17 protein-coding genes are annotated in these 18,673 nt (G+C 63.1%); 13 read left to right on the forward strand and 4 right to left on the reverse strand.

What is annotated here, in order from left to right; translation table 11 throughout:
• Positions 1-66 precede the first annotated feature (66 nt).
• Entirely contained in the window at positions 67-1,359 is a 1,293-nt protein-coding gene (locus CJO11_RS11935; protein ID WP_095012907.1) for a SulP family inorganic anion transporter, read from the forward strand.
• A 3-nt stretch (positions 1,360-1,362) separates the two neighbouring features.
• Here the strand turns inward: CJO11_RS11935 and rimO are convergent, their stop codons facing one another.
• Positions 1,363-2,739 (reverse strand): 30S ribosomal protein S12 methylthiotransferase RimO, encoded by a 1,377-nt coding sequence (gene rimO, locus CJO11_RS11940; RefSeq protein ID WP_095012908.1) that lies wholly within the window; start codon positions 2,737-2,739, stop codon positions 1,363-1,365.
• Positions 2,740-2,820: 81 nt separating this feature from the next.
• Here rimO and CJO11_RS11945 point away from each other — a divergent pair, with 81 nt between their 5' ends.
• Positions 2,821-3,231, forward strand: coding sequence for a DUF1761 domain-containing protein (locus CJO11_RS11945; RefSeq protein ID WP_240504487.1), 411 nt, complete (start codon positions 2,821-2,823; stop codon positions 3,229-3,231).
• Positions 3,232-3,248: 17 nt separating this feature from the next.
• On the opposite strand, the gene CJO11_RS11950 is transcribed toward CJO11_RS11945, so the two are convergent.
• From CJO11_RS11950 to serS, 3 genes are all read right to left on the reverse strand, one after another.
• Entirely contained in the window at positions 3,249-4,265 is a 1,017-nt protein-coding gene (locus tag CJO11_RS11950; protein WP_095013391.1) for a potassium channel family protein, read from the reverse strand.
• Positions 4,266-4,386: 121 nt separating this feature from the next.
• Positions 4,387-5,151, reverse strand: coding sequence for a 5'/3'-nucleotidase SurE (gene surE, locus CJO11_RS11955; RefSeq protein ID WP_095012909.1), 765 nt, complete (start codon positions 5,149-5,151; stop codon positions 4,387-4,389).
• Entirely contained in the window at positions 5,151-6,431 is a 1,281-nt protein-coding gene (gene serS / locus CJO11_RS11960) for a serine--tRNA ligase (RefSeq protein ID WP_095012910.1), read from the reverse strand. Before serS ends, surE begins: the two co-directional genes overlap by 1 nt.
• Positions 6,432-6,574: 143 nt before the next feature.
• On the opposite strand from serS, the gene CJO11_RS11965 reads away from it, so the two are divergent.
• From CJO11_RS11965 to CJO11_RS12015, 11 genes are all read left to right on the forward strand, one after another.
• Positions 6,575-8,959 (forward strand): chemotaxis protein CheA, encoded by a 2,385-nt coding sequence (locus tag CJO11_RS11965; RefSeq protein ID WP_095012911.1) that lies wholly within the window; start codon positions 6,575-6,577, stop codon positions 8,957-8,959.
• Positions 8,956-9,396: a chemotaxis protein CheW gene (locus tag CJO11_RS11970; protein ID WP_095012912.1), complete on the forward strand. Its 441-nt coding sequence runs from the start codon at positions 8,956-8,958 to the stop codon at positions 9,394-9,396. Before CJO11_RS11965 ends, CJO11_RS11970 begins: the two co-directional genes overlap by 4 nt.
• Before the next feature lie 43 nt (positions 9,397-9,439).
• The gene (locus CJO11_RS11975; protein WP_095012913.1) at positions 9,440-9,805 is read left to right on the forward strand and encodes a response regulator; all 366 of its coding nucleotides are present in this window, start codon (positions 9,440-9,442) and stop codon (positions 9,803-9,805) included.
• An 11-nt stretch (positions 9,806-9,816) separates the two neighbouring features.
• On the forward strand, positions 9,817-10,908 hold the full coding sequence (gene cheB, locus CJO11_RS11980) for a chemotaxis-specific protein-glutamate methyltransferase CheB (RefSeq protein ID WP_240504488.1): 1,092 nt from the start codon (positions 9,817-9,819) through the stop codon (positions 10,906-10,908).
• Positions 10,908-11,741: a CheR family methyltransferase gene (locus CJO11_RS11985; protein WP_095012915.1), complete on the forward strand. Its 834-nt coding sequence runs from the start codon at positions 10,908-10,910 to the stop codon at positions 11,739-11,741. Before cheB ends, CJO11_RS11985 begins: the two co-directional genes overlap by 1 nt.
• Positions 11,742-11,872: 131 nt before the next feature.
• A complete protein-coding gene (locus CJO11_RS11990) occupies positions 11,873-13,402 on the forward strand; it encodes a putative bifunctional diguanylate cyclase/phosphodiesterase (protein WP_240504489.1) in 1,530 nt (509 codons plus the stop codon).
• 5 nt (positions 13,403-13,407) lie between these two features.
• Complete coding sequence (locus CJO11_RS11995) at positions 13,408-15,114, forward strand: methyl-accepting chemotaxis protein (protein ID WP_240504490.1); 1,707 nt, start codon at positions 13,408-13,410, stop codon at positions 15,112-15,114.
• 800 nt (positions 15,115-15,914) lie between these two features.
• Positions 15,915-16,523, forward strand: coding sequence for a tyrosine-type recombinase/integrase (locus CJO11_RS13495; protein ID WP_420823154.1), 609 nt, complete (start codon positions 15,915-15,917; stop codon positions 16,521-16,523).
• Between the two features lie 149 nt (positions 16,524-16,672).
• Complete coding sequence (locus tag CJO11_RS12005) at positions 16,673-17,908, forward strand: hypothetical protein (protein ID WP_150125025.1); 1,236 nt, start codon at positions 16,673-16,675, stop codon at positions 17,906-17,908.
• Between the two features lie 109 nt (positions 17,909-18,017).
• Entirely contained in the window at positions 18,018-18,185 is a 168-nt protein-coding gene (locus CJO11_RS12010; RefSeq protein WP_095013394.1) for a helix-turn-helix domain-containing protein, read from the forward strand.
• An 11-nt stretch (positions 18,186-18,196) separates the two neighbouring features.
• Entirely contained in the window at positions 18,197-18,670 is a 474-nt protein-coding gene (locus tag CJO11_RS12015) for a helix-turn-helix domain-containing protein (protein WP_095012918.1), read from the forward strand.
• The last annotated feature ends 3 nt before the right edge of the window (positions 18,671-18,673 follow it).

The following is an 18,673-nucleotide window of genomic DNA, read 5'->3' on the forward strand; positions in this document are numbered from 1 at the left end:
GCCGGGGACATCGAAGAGTAAATTCGCGTGTAGATTGTGGCTTTGAATGCCCTACAACGGCGCGCGATGAAGCCGAAGATTCTCACGACACTGCAGGACTATTCGCTCCGCCAGTTCGGTGCCGATGCTCTTGCCGGGGTAACCGTTGCGCTGGTAGCGCTGCCGCTCAGCATTGCTATCGCGATCGCTTCGGGGGCCGAACCTGCCGCAGGACTGATTACCGCGGTCGTGGCCGGGTTCACCATTTCCGCGCTCGGTGGCAGCCGGGTGCAGATCGGCGGACCGACCGGCGCGTTCATCGTCGTCGTTTACGGAGTGATCCACGATCACGGATATGCCGGTTTGTTGCTGGCGACCTTGATGGCGGGCGTGATATTGCTGGTCGCGGGCTTCATGCGCGCCGGCCGGTTGATCCGCCATGTTCCCGAAACGGTGGTTGAAGGCTTCACTATCGGGATCGCCGTGGTCATCGCGATCAGTCAGGTGAAGGACCTTGCGGGGATGACCGGGGCGGCGCTTCCGGCTGATTTCGTTCCCAAGATCGAGGGACTGTGGGCGATGCGCGGATCGATCGATCCGGCGGCGCTGGCCACGGGGGTAGGCACCGTCGCGGCGATCCTTATCCTGCGGCGGTTTGCCCCGCGTATTCCGTGGCTGGTGCTGGTAGTAGCGTTTGCAAGTGTCATTGCGGCCATCGCGCTGCCTTCGGTCGTGACGGTCGCTGGGCGCTACGGTGCGCTGCCCCACGGCTTACCGCCACCCCACCTGCCGCCCATCGGCCTCGAACTGGCGATCGACCTGCTTCCGTCTGCGCTGACGATCGCGTTCCTAGCCGGGATCGAATCCCTGCTTTCGGCGATCGTGGCTGACAGGATGTTCGGCGGTGCACACCGTTCGAACGCGGAACTGATCGCGCAGGGCGCGGCCAATATCGTGTCTCCCCTGTTCGGTGGGCTCCCGGCAACCGGCGCGATTGCCCGCACGGCGACCAACGTCAACGCGGGCGGGCGCACTCCTGTGGCAGGGATGGCACATGCCCTGGTGGTGCTTCTGGCAATGATGCTGATTGCTCCATTGGCGGGCGCGCTGGCGCTCCCCGCGCTGGCCGGCCTGCTGGTGGTCACGGCATGGACCATGAGCGAGCCTTATCGCTGGAAAGAACGCCTCAAGCTCCCGCGCGCCGATCTTGGCTTGTTGCTGCTGACAGCTGCGATGACGGTGCTTGCAAACCTCACTCTCGCGATCGCTGTCGGCACGATGCTGGGGCTTGCGCTGCGGCTGTCGCGCGGGGAGATCGAGGCTCCGCGCTGGCATACCCCGTTTCGATGGGGAGGGCGCGGAAAGTTGGACAAGGAGTAGCCGTCAGGCGATTGCCCCGAACAGGTCGTGCGCGTCGGCGTCTTCGATCGTCACATCGACGATTTCACCCGTCGCAAGCGTAGCGGGCACATTGCGCAGGAACACCTGCCCGTCGATCTCCGGCGCATCCGCCTGGCTGCGTCCGGTCGCGCCGATGTCGCCGTCCTCGTCGGGCTCGCCGACTTCGTCGATGATGACCGGCAGCGTGCGCCCGACCTTGGCGGCGAGCTTGGCAGCGCTGATCCGCTCGGTCACTTCCATCAACCGGGTGTAGCGTTCTTCCTTCACTGCTTCGGGCACCGGATCGGGCAGGGCATTGGCTGCCGCGCCTTCGACCGGTTCGAACCGGAACGCGCCCACGCGGTCGAGCCGGGCTTCCTCGAGCCAGTCGAGGAGGTAAGCGAAGTCTTCCTCGGTCTCTCCCGGAAATCCGACCACGAAGCTCGAGCGGATCGTCAGGTCGGGCGCGATCGCGCGCCATGCCTTGATCCGTTCGAGCACCTTCGCTTCGTTCGCCGGACGCTTCATTGCCTTGAGCACTTTCGGGCTGGCGTGCTGGAACGGGATGTCGAGATAGGGTGTGAGCAGCCCTTCGCCCATCAGCGGGATCACTGCATCGACGTGAGGGTAGGGATAGACGTAGTGCAGCCGCACCCACGGAGTATTACCCTCTGCGGTTCGTAGCTGGCCGAGTTCGCGCGCAAGGTCGGTCATATGGGCGCGGACCTCGCGTCCCTTCCACGTGCGGCTCTCGTGTCGGGTATCGACACCATAGGCGCTGGTATCCTGACTTATGACCAGCAGCTCCTTTGTGCCCGCGGCGACCAGCTTTTCCGCTTCGCGCAGCACCGCATCGACGCGGCGGCTCGCGAGCTTCCCGCGCAGCTGGGGGATGATGCAGAACGCGCACGAGTGGTTACAGCCCTCGCTTATCTTGAGGTAGCTGTAGTGCCTGGGTGTGAGTTTCACGTCCGGTTGAGGAACCAGGTCGACGAAGGGCCCCTGGCTGGGCGGAGCGGCTTCGTGGACGGCTTCGACGACCTGCTCGTACTGGTGTGCACCCGTCACCGCGAGCACTTGCGGGAAGCGCGCGCGGATCGTGTCGGCTTCCTCGCCCATGCATCCGGTCACGATCACGCGGCCGTTTTCGGCGATCGCTTCGCCGATGGCGGAGAGGCTTTCTTCCTTCGCACTGTCGAGGAAACCGCAGGTGTTGACCAGCACCACGTCAGCCCCGGCGTAATCGGGGCTCATCGCGTAACCGTCGGCGCGCAGCTTGGTCAGGATGCGTTCGGAATCGACCAGCGCCTTGGGGCAGCCGAGGCTGACCATGCCGACGCGCTTCTGGTCGGGGATCGATTGATTGCCGGATTCTGACATTTCGCAGCGCCCCCTACACGCGGGCCGCAGATTACGCTACTGCACAAGCCACATAACAACACATAACCCGAAAGGTCGCCCTTGGGTCCCGTCAACTGGATCGCCGTTTTCGCTGCCGCGATAGCCGCAGCCGTTATCGCCATCGCTTGGTGGGGGCCGCTGTTCGGGCTCGCCAAGGCACGGGAAATCAAGCCGGGCAAGATCACCACCAACCGCAATCGCGGGCAACGGATTGTGCTGACCTGCATCCTCCTGCTCGTCACGTCGACGATGATGGGACACATGTTCGCCCGCGTAGGCGAAGCGACACTCAGCGCCAAGCCGTGGCTGTGGTTCATGATGAGCGGTGGGCTGGCGATCGCATTCGTGATCCCGTCGCTGTGGATCAGCTACAGCCACGCGCGCGTTCCGACCCGTATCGCGATGATCGATGCCGGGTATTGGCTCGCCAGCTACCTCGGCATGGGAACGGTGTTTTTCCTGTTTAGCTGAGCACGCTTGCCGCCGCGCTAGTCGACTGTCGGCAGGATCTCGACGACCATATCGCCTTCGCGCAATGACCCGGCTTCGGATTCCCAGAATCCCGCCGCGCCGCCGTTGCGGTAGACTCTGAGGCCGCGCCCGCCAGATACGAGTTCGTTGAGGCTGCGCCCGATTTCCTCGGGCAGGACCGGGCGTTCGACCAGTTGAACCCTGCCGCCGACCGATGCGAGGTCGGCGAGGTAATCGGAGATATGGCTGCCTTGCGCGCTGCCCGCGAGCAGCAGGCCCGTAAAGCGCACCGGGTTGATGACGTTGTCGGCCCCGGCCTGCCGCGCGAGAATTTCGTTGTCCGCCGCGCGTACCACCACGCTGATTGGCACTTTGGGCGCCAAGTGCCGCACGGTCAGGACGATCAGGATCGAGGCGTCGTCGCGCCCTGCGGAAACCAGCACCGCGCTCGCCTTGTGAATCCGCACTGCCACCAGCGTTTCGTCGCGGGTCGCATCGGCGGCCATGACGTTGCAGCCCATCCGCTCGGCCACCGCGAGCCGCTCTTCGCTCGGGTCGATCACGACGATCGTGCGCGGATCCGTGCCGCGTTCGATCAGCTCGCTGACTGCCTCGGAACCGGAAATGCCGAAGCCAAGCACCACGAAGTGATCGGTCAGCTTGTCCTGGATGCGGGCCATGCGCCATTTCTCCCAACTGCGCCTGATGACGAAATCGTAGGCCGCGCCCACGAAAATGAACAGCACCGCCAGCCGGATCGGAGTGACGATGATTGCCTCCACCATCCGCGCGCGGTCTGATACCGGGGTGATGTCACCGAACCCGGTGGTGGTGATCGAGATCATCGTGAAATAGACCACATCGAGGAACGAGACGTGGCCATCGGTGTTGTCGACCAGTCCGGTGCGATCCCACCAGTGGATCATCACCACGATCCCCAGCAGGCCGAATGCCAGCGCCAGCCGGATGCCGAGGTCCGCCCACACCGGCACTTTCAGCGCGCGGCGCAGCGGCTGGAAGCGCTTGCCCTTCAGCGCGACCCGGTCGTCGGCCTCGGCGCTATCGTGGGACGCCTCGCTCACTTGGGCAGCAATGGAGCCCGATCGCCCGCACCAGTCGCCAGCAGCAACACTGCGAGGGGCAGGGCGATGCGCTTCATCCCGAGAAGCGCTCCGCCAGTGCGCCGAGCGAGGAATGGTGGGTGAGGTCGAGCTGCAACGGCGTCACTGCGATATAGCCATCGTCGATTGCCTCCAGGTCGGTCCCGTGATCGAGCGTGTGCTCCATCGCCTCCAGCCCGAACCAGTAATACGGATAGCCGCGAGGGTCACGACCCTCGACCACCGAGCCGCGCGAATAGTCGTGGAAACCCTGGCGCACCACGCGGATGCCCTTGACCTTGTCCGGGTGCAGGGCGGGAAAGTTGACGTTGACCAGCGTGCGCTTGGGCAACGGTACCTCGAGCAGCGGTGCGAGCACCCGCTTGCCCCATGCGCGGGCGGCATCGAACGGCACCGAGTCCGCCATTCCTTCGGTCGAATAGACCTGGCTCAGCGCGATCGACCGGATGCCTGCCAGCGCACCTTCGATCGCTGCCGAAACCGTGCCCGAATAGGTGATGTCGTCGCCCAGGTTGGCGCCGCGATTGACGCCCGAGAGGATCACGTCGGGCGCGCCGTCCATGACCTTGCGCAGGCCCAGCGTGACCGAATCCGTCGGCGTGCCCGAGACCGAGAAGCGCCGCTCGCCATGCTTGCGCAAGCGCACCGGGCGGGTCAGGGTAAGCGAGTGCCCTGCTCCCGATTGCTCCTCGCTCGGCGCGCAGATCCAGATATCGTCGGAGATCGCGCGGGCGATTTCCTCGAGTACGGTCAGGCCCGGGGCGTTGATGCCGTCGTCGTTAGTGAGGAGGATACGCATCAGGCGGCAGGCTCCAATTTCTCGATCCCGCCCATCCACGGCTTGAGCGCTTCGGGCACGGTCACCGAGCCATCCTCCTGTTGGTAGTTCTCCAGCACCGCTACCAGCGTGCGTCCGACCGCGAGGCCGGAGCCGTTGAGGGTATGGACGAAGGCCGGCTTGCCCTTTGGCTCGGGGCGATAGCGGGCGTTCATCCGTCGCGCCTGGAAATCGCCGCACCAGCTGACCGAGCTGATCTCGCGGTACGCGCCCTGGCCGGGCAGCCACACTTCGAGGTCGTAGGTCTTCTTCGCGCCGAAGCCCATGTCGCCGGTGCATAGCAGCATCTTGCGATAGGGCAGCTCAAGCGCTTCGAGCACCATTTCGGCGCTGCGGACCATGTGCTCGTGTTCAGCTTCCCAGTCCTCGGGGCGGCAGACGCAGACCAGCTCGACCTTGTCGAACTGGTGCTGGCGGATGTAGCCGCGGGTGTCCTTGCCTGCCGCACCGGCCTCAGAGCGGAAACACGGGGTGAGTGCGGTCATCCGCATCGGCGCGGACAAGTCCTCGACAATGCTCTCGCGCACGGCGTTGGTCAGGCTGACTTCGGCAGTGGGGATCAACCAGCGGTCATCGGTGGTCCGAAACAGGTCCTCTGCGAACTTCGGCAGCTGCCCGGTGCCGAACATCGCTTCGTCCTTCACCAGCAGCGGCGGAGCGCATTCGGTGTAGCCGCGCTCGCCGGTCTGCAAGTCGAGCATGAACTGCGCGATCGCACGCTGTAGCCGCGCCATCTGCCCGCGCAGGAACGTGAACCGCGCGCCGCTCAAGGCCGCGCCGGTCTCGAAATCCATGCCTAGCGCCGGGCCGATGTCGGCGTGTTCCTGAGGGGTGAACGCGAAGTTGCGCTGGTCGCCCCAGCGTGTGACTTCGACGTTTTCCTCTTCGCCGCCGCCTTGCGGCACATCGTCGGCCGGCAGGTTCGGGAGGCTCGCGAGCAAGTCGTTAAGCTCGCCGGCAAGTGCGCGCTCTTCGTCTTCCAGCGCAGGCAGGTCGGCCTTGATCTGCGCGACTTCGGCCTTGAGCGCTTCGGCCTTGTCCTTGTCGCCCTGGCCCATCGCTGCGCCGATCGCCTTGGAGGCTTCGTTTCGACGGCTCAGCAATTCCTGCGCCTTCGTAGCGGCCGCGCGGCGGCGTTCGTCGAGTGCAAGCAGGTTCGCGGACTGCGGCTCGGCCCCGCGGCGGGCGAGGGCGGCGTCGAAACCTTCGGGATCGTCCCGGATCAGGCGAATATCGTGCATGGGGCGGGCCTATGCCCCAGCCCCCGCGGCGGCGCAATGAGCGATCACGTGCCGAAAGGGCGCGCCCGCCATCGCCGAACATACGTAACGCGACCTTAACCCATTTCCGGCCATATCCCTTCCGGACAGCGGGGTAGGGACGCATGGACGATCTATTGGCCGATTTCGTCGCGGAATCGCGCGAAATGCTTGAAGCGCTGGCCAGCGAAATGGTCGAGTGGGAAGCCAATCCCACTGATCGCGATCGTCTCGACAATATCTTCCGCTTTTTTCATACGGTTAAGGGAAACTGCGGGTTCTTCGACTTCCCGCGCTTAGAAGCCCTGAGCCACGCCGCCGAAGATGCATTGTCCGACCTGCGAACCGGTTCACGCAAGCCCGACCGCGCACTGGTCGATGCCGTGCTGGCAGTGATCGACCGGATTGCGCTGATGGTCGACGCGATCGACGCAGGCAAGGAATTCCCCGATGGCGGTGATGAAACGCTGATCGCCGCGCTGGCCGGAAACGGTACGGCTGCCGATGGCGAGCAAGTGGTCGACCTGCCGCAGACTTCCGGTGAAGGCGCAGGGCAAGGCGGTTCCGCTGCCGAACGAACCAGCGCCAACGCCCGCTCGATCCGCCTGTCGGTCGACCTGCTCGACCGGATCATGAGCGGCATCTCCGATATGACGCTCGCGCGCAACGAACTGGTCCGCCGGCTCGACACCCGCACCGACGACGACATCAATCGCGCATTGTCGCGCCTTTCGACCCTGCTCGACGACGTTCGCGAAGCGATCACCCACACGCGCATGCAGCGGATCGAGACGCTGTTTTCTGCGTTCCCCAGGCTGGTCCGCGACCTGTCGAGCGAACTCGGCCGCCAGGTCATGGTCGAGCTCGAAAGCGGCGACGTCGAGCTCGACCGCGAAATGGTCGAGCTGATCCGCGACCCGCTGGTCCACGTGATCCGCAATGCGATCGACCACGGGATCGAAACCCCCGCCGAGCGCCGCGCGGCAGGCAAGCGCGAGATCGGCATGTTGACGATCTGGGCGCGCCAGGCAGGCAACGAAATCCGTATCGGGATCAACGATGACGGGCGCGGGATCGACACCGACCGGCTGGTGGAAAAGGCCATCGCCGCCGGGGTCGTCACCGCTGACGGGGTTGCCGACATGAGCGAGGCCGCCCGCCTCATGCTGGTGTGCGAGCCGGGTCTTTCGACCAGCGATACGATAACCTCGGTGTCGGGTCGTGGGGTCGGGATGGACGTGGTCCACGCCAACCTCGCGCGGATCGGCGGTTCGCTCGAGATCCAGTCGACCCGGGGTAGCGGCACGCGCATCGTGCTCAAGGTGCCGCTCACGCTCAGCATCGTTCCTTCGCTGACCGTACGTATCGGCGATACCCGGTTCGCGATCCCGCGTTCCTATGTCGATGAAGTCGTGCGCATCCGGAAGGACGATGCAGGTCGCGCGCAGGTTGGTGACCGCCAGCTGGTCACCGTGCGCGATCGCCGCATTCCCTGCCTGCCGCTGAGCGAGGTGCTCGACACGGTGGATACCAGCGAGCGCGTGCCCGAAATCATGATCGTGATCCGCCTCGTCGGCGGCAACAAGTTCGCGCTCGCGGTCGATTCGATCCACGATCACGAGGAACTGGTGATCAAGCCGCTTCCGCCGTTGGTGATGGACTGCGGATATTACGCCGGCACCGCCCAGCTCGACGATGGCGAGATGGTACTGATGCTCGATGTTTCGGGTGTCGCCCGCAATTCGGGGCTCGACGACGATGTCGAGCGCGTCGACGGGATTACGGTCGAGCAGACCGAGCGGGTCGAGACGGCCCGCACCGTTCCCGCGCTGCAGTTCGTGGCGATGGACGGTTGCCGCAAGGTCATGCCGATGTCCGCAGTCCGGCGGCTCGAGACCGTCGGCGAAGGCGCGATCCGCGCCAGCTCTGGCGAAGCGCAGGTCGTGCTCGACGAAAAGATCGTGCCGCTCGTTGGCCTTGCTGACGGGAAGATGCCGGCCGGCAAGGTGCAGATCCTGCGGTTGCTCGACGGCTCGGGTTCGGAAGTCGCCTACGCCTTTGCCGAGATGATCGGCATCACCAGTATCGACGGGGCGCTGGCTCACGGCGGCGATACCAAGGCCGACGTTGCCGGGGTGGCGCTGATCGACGGCAAGCCGGTCGAAGTGGTCGATTGCCACGCGGTCTTCGCGGACCATGCCCGCGATCACGCGTCCGCAACAGCGCCGGTCTGCTTGCTGCCGGGCGACGACGCTTGGTGCCAGGATTTCCTGCGCCCGCTTGTCGAAGCGGCCGGCTACCGCGTGGTCGACAAGGACGACGCGCAGAAGGTTGATCTCGCGATTGCGTTCCACGGTTCCGATACCGAGGTTCCTGCCAACGCGGGCCGCTCGGTGATCCTGCGCCACGCCCGCGAGGCAGGCGAGGACGCTGCCAACACGATCTATCGCTACGACCGCGAGGCGTTGAAGCGCGCACTGCGCGCGGTCGCGGCTGGAGAAGCCGCATGAGCGCCCTTTATCTCATCGTCGTCCTCGGCGGCGAGCAGGTCGCGATTCCCGCGGTTGCAGTGGAATCGGTGATCGAGCTGGAGCGCTTGACCGCTGTTCCCCGATCCGCCGCGCACGTCGCGGGCGTGACCGCGCTACGCAGTCGCCCGCTGACGGTGATCGACTGCGCCCGTTCGCTCGAACTCGAAGGCGTGCAAACCAACCTGAAGGAGGGGCGGGGCGTTGTCGTTACGATCGACGGCCACCTGTTCGCGCTTGCCGTCGATGACGTGCAGGACGTGGTCGATATCGCCGACGATCCGGACAACGTGCCGGTCACGCTTGGCCCGCAGTGGGACCGGGTGGCAGCCGGTATGATCGAAACCGATCGCGGCGCGATCCTGGTGGTCGATCCGCAATCTATTATCACAGGACCCGCCACAGCGCGGGCCGCATGAATTTCGGGAACGCAAACATCATGACGAAGCGGGACAACGAGCGATGAAAAGCTGCCTGATAGTGGATGATTCGCGCGTCATCCGGAAAGTGTCTCGCCACATGGTCGAGACGCTCGGCATGGCTGTCGACGAGGCCGGCAACGGCGTGGAGGCACTCGAGCGGTGCGAGCAGGCCATGCCCGACGTCATCATCCTCGATTGGAACATGCCGGTGATGAGCGGGATCGAATTCATCCAGGTCCTGCGCCAGAAGCCAGGCGGGGCACACCCAAAGGTGGTGTTCTGCACCACCGAGAACGATGTCGCACATATCCGCGAAGCGATCGAAGCCGGCGCGGACGAGTACGTCATGAAGCCGTTCGACCACGACACGCTGCAGGCCAAGCTGCAGCTGGTCGGCTGCGTCTGAGCGGTGGAGGCGTGGCTCTCGACGATCCGATAGACACCGGGCGGTTCGCCGGACCGGGCCCGCGCGGAGGTACTATCCGGGTGATGGTGGTCGACGATTCGGTCACTGCCCGGGCGGTTTTTTCGCGCGTAATCGCACCCGAACCGGACATGGACATTGTCGCCCTCGCGAGCACGGCAGAGGAAGCGTTGGCGACACTGCCGAGTATCCCGGTGGACGTTATCCTGCTCGATCTCGAGATGCCTGGGCGCGGGGGGCTGGATGCGCTGCCCGACATGCTTGCATGCGCGCGAGGGGCGCAAGTCCTGGTGGTCTCGACACTGACCAAGGCAGGCGCCGAAGCGACGCTGAGAGCGCTCTCGCTGGGTGCCGCCGACACGCTTGAAAAGCCGCATCCCGGATGCTTCGACAGCGCCTATCGTGAGGAACTGGTCAAGCGCGTTCGCACTCTCGGCGCGAAGTCGGGCAAGACCGTTCCGCCATCCTCCCTGCCGATAAGGACGGCTGGCGGCCTCGCCCGGAAAAAGCGCCCCAAGATTCTCGCGATCGGTGCATCCACCGGTGGGATCCATGCACTGCGGGCGTTCTTCGACGAGCTTCCGCGCTGCATCGGCATCCCGATCTTGATTACCCAGCACCTGCCTTCCTCGTTCATGGCGCCGTTTGCTGAACAGATCGCCAGCTTCTCGCATCGACCGGCCGCGGTCGCGCAAGATGGTGCGGTGTTGCAGCCCGATGAAGTTTTGGTCGCGCCAGGCCATGCCCACATCACCGTGGTCGAGCGCCGCTCGCGGTTTGAAGTCCGGCTCGACGAGCGCAGCGCAGCCAGCGGCTGCCGTCCATCGGTCGATCCGATGCTTGCTTCGCTGGCAGCCGTTACGGATGGCCATGCGCTGGCAGTGATCCTCTCCGGGATGGGCCGCGACGGGGCAATCGGTGCAAGCGACCTTCATGCCGCCGGCGGTACGCTGATGGTGCAGGACGAAGCCTCGAGCGCAGTCTGGGGAATGCCGGGCGCGATCGCCCGTGCAGGGCTGGCGAGCCAGGTCCTGCCACCCGAACAGCTTGCCCGACAGGTCCCGGTCAGCGTGGACGCCGCCTAATGGAGCACAGCGAATTTTCGGTCCAGGTGATCGCCGACCTGCTGTTTCGGCGCACCGGTCAATCGCTCGGCAAGAACCGTCGCTGGCGGATCGGTACGGCGCTGGCCGGTTTGACGCGCGAGCACGGATTTTCCTCGATCGACCAACTGGTGGTGCAACTTACCCGGCCCGGACAGGCCGGGCTCGAACAGCAAGTGGTCGAGGCGCTGCTCAACAACGAGACTTACTTTTTCCGCGACCGTGCGATGTTCCAGCATCTCGAACGGCAGGTGCTTCCGCAGGTCGCTCGAAATCGCGAAGCGACCCGGAAAATCTCCATCTGGTCGGCAGGTTGTTCGACCGGACAGGAGGTGCTCTCGCTGGCGATGATTTTTGCCGCCGATCCGACGCGTTGGGACGGCTGGAATATCGACATTCTCGGTACCGACGTTTCTGGCGCGGTGATCGATGCCGCGCGCGTCGGGCGCTATGCCCATTTCGAGGTCCAGCGCGGCCTCGGAGTTATGGAGATGCTCAACAACTTCGACGAGACCCAGGACGGCTGGCGGGTCAAAAGCGACCTGCTGCGGCGCGTACGGTTCGAGCGCCACAACCTGCTCGACGGGCCGCCGACAAGCTGCAGGTTCGACCTCGTGCTGTGCCGCAACGTGCTGCTCTACTTCGAAGGGGAGACGCGCAGGAAGGGCGTTTCGCAGCTGACAGCAGCGCTCGCGGACGACGGTGTGCTGATGGTCGGCGGGGGAGAGACGCTGGTCAGCCTGACCGACTTGGTCGTACCCAGCCCGGACATTTCGGGGGTGTACCGAAGGCCGCCTGCGGCGCGCGCGGCCTGATGAGAGAAACGCGACAAATAAATATCTAATTATCAGAGTATTACGATCACCAATCGTGCTCAACCAATGCTTAATCGCTTGAGTGCATAAGGATCGTTGCAATTGCGCAATTGCGTTGGGGAAGATACGGGATGATGGCTCGCTGGCCAAGCGAACAGGTGAGGACGAAGGCGCTGGTGATCGCACCGGTCGTCGTGCTGAGCCTGTTGTTTACCGGCCTCGTGGCTGGCATCCTCATAAAGACAGACGCGGTCACCCGCGTTTCGCACGGCGAGTTGCTCGCCGCCGCGATGGTCTATGCCCTGGCGGTCTATGTTGTCCTCCGCGTGGGACATGCGGCAGTCCAGAGCCTTGAAAAAATCGGCCTGACCGACAGCCTTGCCGGGGTTCCCAACCGCCGGGCGCTGCACATCGACGCAGCGCGTCCGCACGCCCAGTCGCGCGAGATGGCGCTCGCGCTGATCGACCTCGACGGCTTCAAGATGGTCAACGACCATTATGGCCACAGCGTCGGCGACCGCGTGATCAAGGAATGCGGCCGCATCCTGGCGGAACTGTGCGGCAAAGAAGCGACTTCGTATCGCCTCGGCGGCGATGAGTTTGCGGTGATGGTCAGGGGGCCGATCGCCAAGAACATCCTCGAGAGCATTTGCCGGAACCTGCTCAACCAGTTGGCATCGCCGATCATGATCGACGATCGCACGATCATTCTTGGTGCGAGCATCGGGCTGTCGCACAGCACCGGCAGCGATGGGCTGAGTTCTTCGGAGCTGCTTCGCCGCGCGGACGTGGCGATGTACGTATCCAAGACTTCCGGCAAGATGCGCTGCACCTGGTTCAGCGCCGAATTCGATTGTCGCCGCGAAGAAGCACGCCAGATCGAATCTGACCTCCGCAAGGCGCTTGATGCCGATCAGTTCCGGGTCAAGTACCAGCCACTGGTCGACGCCAAGAGCGGCGAGATCGTCGTGGTCGAGGCGCTGTTGCGCTGGGAGCGACCCGACGGGATTCCGATCGGGCCGGACGTTTTTATTCCAATCGCGGAGGAGTCGGGGCTGATCGGTGCGATCGGCCTGTGGGTCTTGCGCCAGGCGTGCATCGATGCGCTCGCATGGGAAGGCATCAAGCTTTCGGTTAACGTCTCTGCCGCCCAGCTGCGCGATCCCGATTTCCCGTTCCAGCTCGGCATGATCCTCGAGGAAACCGGATTTCCTGCGAACCGCCTCGAGCTCGAAGTGACCGAGACCTATCTCGTGGTGGATCCGAGTGTCGCGGCGCGCAGCTTCGACATGATCAAGCAGTTCGGCGTCGGCGTAGTGCTCGACGATTTCGGGACCGGCTACGCCTCGATCGGATTCCTCCGCAAGTTCCAGTTCGGCAAGCTCAAGCTCGACCGTTCGCTGATCGTCGAAGCGGCGACCGACGAAAGCTCGCGCGCGATGGTCGTTTCGAGCATCGCGGTGGCCCGGGCAATGAACATGGATGTCACTGCCGAAGGGGTGGAGACCGAAGCACAGCTGGAACTCGTTCGGGTTGCCGGCTGCGACCAGATCCAGGGCTGGTATTTCTACAAGGCGATCGACGCCGCCGAAGTCACCGAACAACTGGCATTGGCCGGGCGTCGGGACGATGACGGAACTATTGCAATTGGAGCTGCATGATGGACATGTCGGGTAAATTCGTTCCTGCTGATGGCGCAGATGCGGCCAGCATCTCGGACAAGCTGATACGGTTTTCCGGCCTTCGTGGCGGGACGATCGAGCAGCGGCTCGGGCGAATTCTCAAGCATTTCTTCATCACCGCGCTGCTGGTGGGGATTACCACCATGGGCTGGCTCGCGTTCTCCGACTACCAGTTCCGTGTCGCGACCGACCTTGCGCACACCGCCGACCAGCTGGTTCAGGTCAACAGCGACATGATGGTTGCCGATCAGCACTACCGCGATTTCGTCAAGACCGGCGACGATACGGCGCTTGCCGATATGACGAGCGCCGTTTCCGCAGCGAGCAAGGACGCGCTCGTCCTCCAGAAGGCAGTTGGTCCGGAGGGGGTCATCCCGGCCGCCGATACGGCAAACCTCGTCGCAGTGACCGGCGATTTCGCGCGCCAGTTGGCTGCCGGCAGGACCGATCCGGCGACGCTCGAAGCCGGGATCGGCAAGACCAGAGAAGCGAGCGTTGCCATCCAGGGCATCGCGCAAACGATGCTCAAGACGCAGGTTGCCAAGGGTCTCGAGGGGATCGGCGCATTCCGCTACCTCGCGATCCCGTTGATCCTGTGGGCGTTGATCGCGATCGCCTACAGCAGGGCGGCGGTCCGTGTTGTCCAGTCGGACATCGTCAAGCCGCTGGCCGAAGTCACACCGATCTGGGCGAAGCTGATCAACCGCGAGCCGGTCGATCATATCCCCTATACCGACTTCGACGACGAGATTGGCGACCAGACCCGGGCGCAGGAGTTCTTCAAGACCGGGGTCGAGGAGTACGACGACATTCGTGCCAAGCGCGGCGAGCAGCGCAAGAAGCACGACGAACAGATCAAGGACCTGTCCGACAAGTTCGAACGCACCGTCGGCGACGTAGTTAGCGGCGTGGCTGCAGCAGCAAGCCAGCTACAGACGACCGCCGCCTCGATGGCGAGCACCGCGGAACAGTCCTCGTTGCAGACCAGCGAAGTCTCGCGCAGCTTGGCCGAAGCATCGGCCGGGGTGACTGCCGCAGCTGCAGCGTGCGACGAGTTCGCGATGTCGATCGGCGAGATCAGCCGCCAGGCAGCGAATTCGGCCGAACTGGCACGCACTGCTACGTCGGCTGCAGCAGACGCCGATTCGACGATTTCGGCACTGTCTGACCTGGCCGCTCAGGTCGGGAGGATCGTCGAGCTGATTTCCACGATCGCCAAGCGTACCAACCTGCTGGCACTCAACGCCTCTATCGAAGCGGCGCGCGGCGGCGAGGCAGGGCGCGGGTTTGCGGTCGTCGCGTCCGAGGTCAAGGACCTTGCGACGCAGACCGGCAAGGCCACCGATGAGGTGTCCGCCCAGATCAAGGCGATCCAGGACACCACCGGGGCGAGCGTCGATGCACTGCGCTCGATCGCCGGACAGATCAAGCAGCTGGAAACCACTGCGGTCTCGATCGCTGCCGCGGTGGATCAGCAGTCGGTCGCCGGACAGGACCTTGCGCGCAGCATCGATCGCGCCGCGCGCAGCACCGAAGACGTATCGGCCAATATCTCGATGGTCCGCGAAACCTCGCTGGCCACCGGCAGCGCGGCGAACCAGGTGTTGACGTCTTCGACCGAGCTCGAACAGCAGGCTGGCACACTGCGCGCGCAGGTTGGCGAATTCCTCGCCCACGTGCGCACTTCCTGACGGACGACAAGCCCGAACCGGGAAACGAAAAGCCCGCCTGCTCAAATCGAGCGGGCGGGCTTTCGAGATGGTGGGCGCGACAGGGATTGAACCTGTGACCCCACCCGTGTGAAGGGTGGGAAAGCGGGCATCAGCGGCTTTACGCGGACGATAAAATCCAATAAAAACAGTTATGGGCGTTCAGACGTGTCCGTCCATGTTTTTCATGTTTTTTTCATGGATTTTGGAGTGCCCCGAAAATGCCCGATCTGAGCCGCATTGGAGAGCGCGAAAAACTGAGGCCAAAGGCGGGGGATGAGCCGCACTGGCAACGCCTGCGCCAAGGGGTCTATCTCGGCTATCGGCCATCGAAGAAGAAGGCAGGCGGCACATGGTTTGCACGCTTTTATGACGGCGAAACCAATCGCAATTCTCGCAAGCGGCTGGGCGATTATGGCACTCTAACGGGGCACGACGTTTTCAAGCAGGCCAAGGCCGACGCGGAAGGCTGGGCCGAGACTGTCGAAAGCGGGGGCGAGCGCGCCTGCGAGATGGTGACGGTCAAGGATGCCTGCGAAGCCTATCTGGAGCAAAAGCCCGGATCGATTGCCGAAGGGGTCTTTCGCCGCCACGTCTATTCCGATCCAATTTCCAAGGTGAAGCTCGACAAATTGAGGCGGCACCAATTGAAGGCGTGGCGTAAACGTCTGGAACAGGCACCGGCCATGCTCACACGGAGCAAGAATGGGGAGAAGCGCTGGAAGGAACGAGCCAAATCGACCGTCAATCGCGACATGGTGCCGCTACGCGCCGCGCTGAGCATGGTCCTAAAGTCCGGTGCGCCAAATACGGATGCGGCATGGCAAGAGGCGCTTCGCCCTTTCAAAGGAGCTGACAAGCGCCGCGAGCTGTATCTCGACCGGGATGAACGCCGCAAGTTGATCGATGCGACTTGCGAGGAAGCGCGGCCTTTTGTGAAGGCGCTCTGCCTTTTGCCGCTTCGCCCCGGCGCTCTGGCGGGTTTGACAGTGCGCGACTTCGATAAACGCACCCGCTCGCTCACAATTGGCAAGGACAAGAATGGCAATCCGCGCCAGATTTCCTTGCCGCAAGTCATTGCCGATTTCTTTGCCGATCAGGTGAAGGACAAACTGCCAGCCGCGCCGATATTCGCGCGCGCTGGCGGTGAGGCATGGAACAAAGACGCTTGGAAATACCCGATCAAGGAAGCGGTGAAGGCGGCTGGTCTGCCCGGTGCTGCGTCAGCCTATACGCTGCGCCATAGCGTTATCACGGATTTGATCCGCGCGCGTCTGCCGATCCTGACTGTGGCGCAGCTATCTGGCACGAGCGTTGCAATGATCGAAAGCCACTACGGCCACCTTGTGCGCGATGATGCAGAAGAGGCACTGGCGAGTATCGCCATCTAGCAGTGGAATACTTTTTCTCCAGTCAAGCAATGAGCTTGAACGCCTTCAGAATTTTTCCATAGTCTCTGCACGGGGATAGGCAGGCCAGCCGAAAAGCGCGTTTCCCGCGTGCTTCCCCAATTCAATCTGGGAACCGCGAGGGAAGCGGGTTGAGCGAAGACGAGCCAAATCGAAATCCGTTATTGATCCCGCGCGAAGGCTCTCTGGCGACCGTGCAGAAAACGCTTTTGCGTTTTCGCGAGCATCTAATTGAGAACGACATTCAAGCTGGGGAGCCACCGCTCCAGCACAGAGATCAAGACCTTCCGGGGCGAGACTGGCTGCCCGAACCTGAATGGATGAGCGGCTGGACAGCGTTCGAGATTTTCCAGTTGCAGGAAGAGCCATATGAGTGGCCACCTGCACTGGCTAGGCTTTGCAAAGTAATCTCGGATTACGCAGACGAAAGCGAGACTGGGCCGAATTTCGCTTTGGCGACACTGCCGCCTAGCCATCCACTGCTTGAGGATTTCCCCACAGGAACACGCGTATGGTTTCGCGCGCTCTATGAGTTGCTCGTCGTCAAGAATGGCGAAGAGATCGAAGGTTGGGAGAACCTAGTCACCGAGATTTACGAGTGGGTTGGTCCTTGGGACAATCTTCGACTTCGCGCCCGAGATGCACTCGAAGAGGCGCTCAGCCATCGTTGGAGCGTTGAGAGGTTTTCGTTACCCGAGACCAAGCAAAACCCCGTTTGGACCTTTCCAATGGCGCTCACATGGATTGCGACAAGGGACTTTCGTGCGATGGCTAGAATGCCTCTCTTCTGCCAACCAATGAATGATGCTGAAGAAGCAGTGGCAGAAGGAGGGGTGTGGCAATACGCTACGAAGTCACTTGGATGGTTGCATACCGAGATTTCGTTTGTGCACTGCAAGTGTGGCGCGCTTTCTGATTATCGATTTGAGTCTTGGCGGCATTGCACCTGCATTTCGGTCGCATGGGAGGAACTTGTCCGTCACATGGGCGGGCTGGGGAGCCACATCCCGGAACTGGTGTTCAATCTTCAAGAGGGTTGGATTTCGATGACTTGGCCAGATGAGGCGGATGACATTCGCTTTCTTCGCAGTGAGATCATGGAGAAGTGGCCAGCCGTTACGCCGCCATCAGAGGCATTGCCAACTGCGCAGCCATCCATTGCTTCCGTCGAGCGCGAGTGTGAGAGGTGGCTTTTGGAAGAGTTTGCCAATGATCCTAAAAAGAAGCGATCAAAGAGCGACTTTAGAAGCGCTGCGATGGCAAGATTTGGCTCCGGCCTTTCAGAGCGTGGCTTCAACCAAAGAGTTTGGCCAAAACTGGCTCAAAAGCATGGGCGCGATAGCGCTGGTGCGAAGCGCAAATCATGACGGCGAATTGAATCGCTGATTTTTTTGCGACCGCTATTCGTTCGATTCTTTCGGACCGATGTTTCCTGCATCCGCTGGCATTCGCTGGCACTTTGCAGGGAAATATCCGATGGAAAAGCTTCTCGTTTCGATCCTTAATGCTGCCGATGCGCTGAGTGTGGGGCGCACCACCGTTTACGAGCTTATGCGCACCGGCCAGCTCGACACCCGGAAGATGGGGCGGCGGCGGCTGATCACGGCGGAGTCGCTCCGGCGGCTGGTCGAAAAGCAGGACTGACGGGCGAAGCGATGGGCCGGATCAATCCGCGCCTTGCCAAGCTGCACCGGTCTTTCAGCGTCTTCGAGCTGGCCGATCTGCTGGGGGTGCATCGCAACACGGTGCGCCAATGGATCAGGGAAGGCCTGCCCGTGCTCGACGGGGCGAAACCCATCCTGATCATTGGCAGCGAATTTCAGGCGTGGTGGGCGAAGCGCACAAACGCCAGGAAGCGCCCGTGCCAGCCGGGGCAGATGTATTGCTTCAAATGCCGGGAGCCGAAAGCAGCTGCGCTGGGCATGGTCGAATACACCCCTGCCAATACCGTCACGGGCAACCTGAAAGCCCTATGCGAGACGTGCGGCACCCTGATGCACCAGAATGCCCGGCAGGCCGATATTGCCGCCAGAATGCCCGGACTGGCCGTGCAAATCACGCAGGCACCTTCAAGCATAGATGCGCGGGCGCATCCTTCCCCAAACTGTGACAATCCGAAGGGAGCTTGAACA

The organism is Tsuneonella mangrovi (assembly GCF_002269345.1).
Classification (GTDB): Bacteria; Pseudomonadota; Alphaproteobacteria; order Sphingomonadales; family Sphingomonadaceae; genus Tsuneonella; species Tsuneonella mangrovi.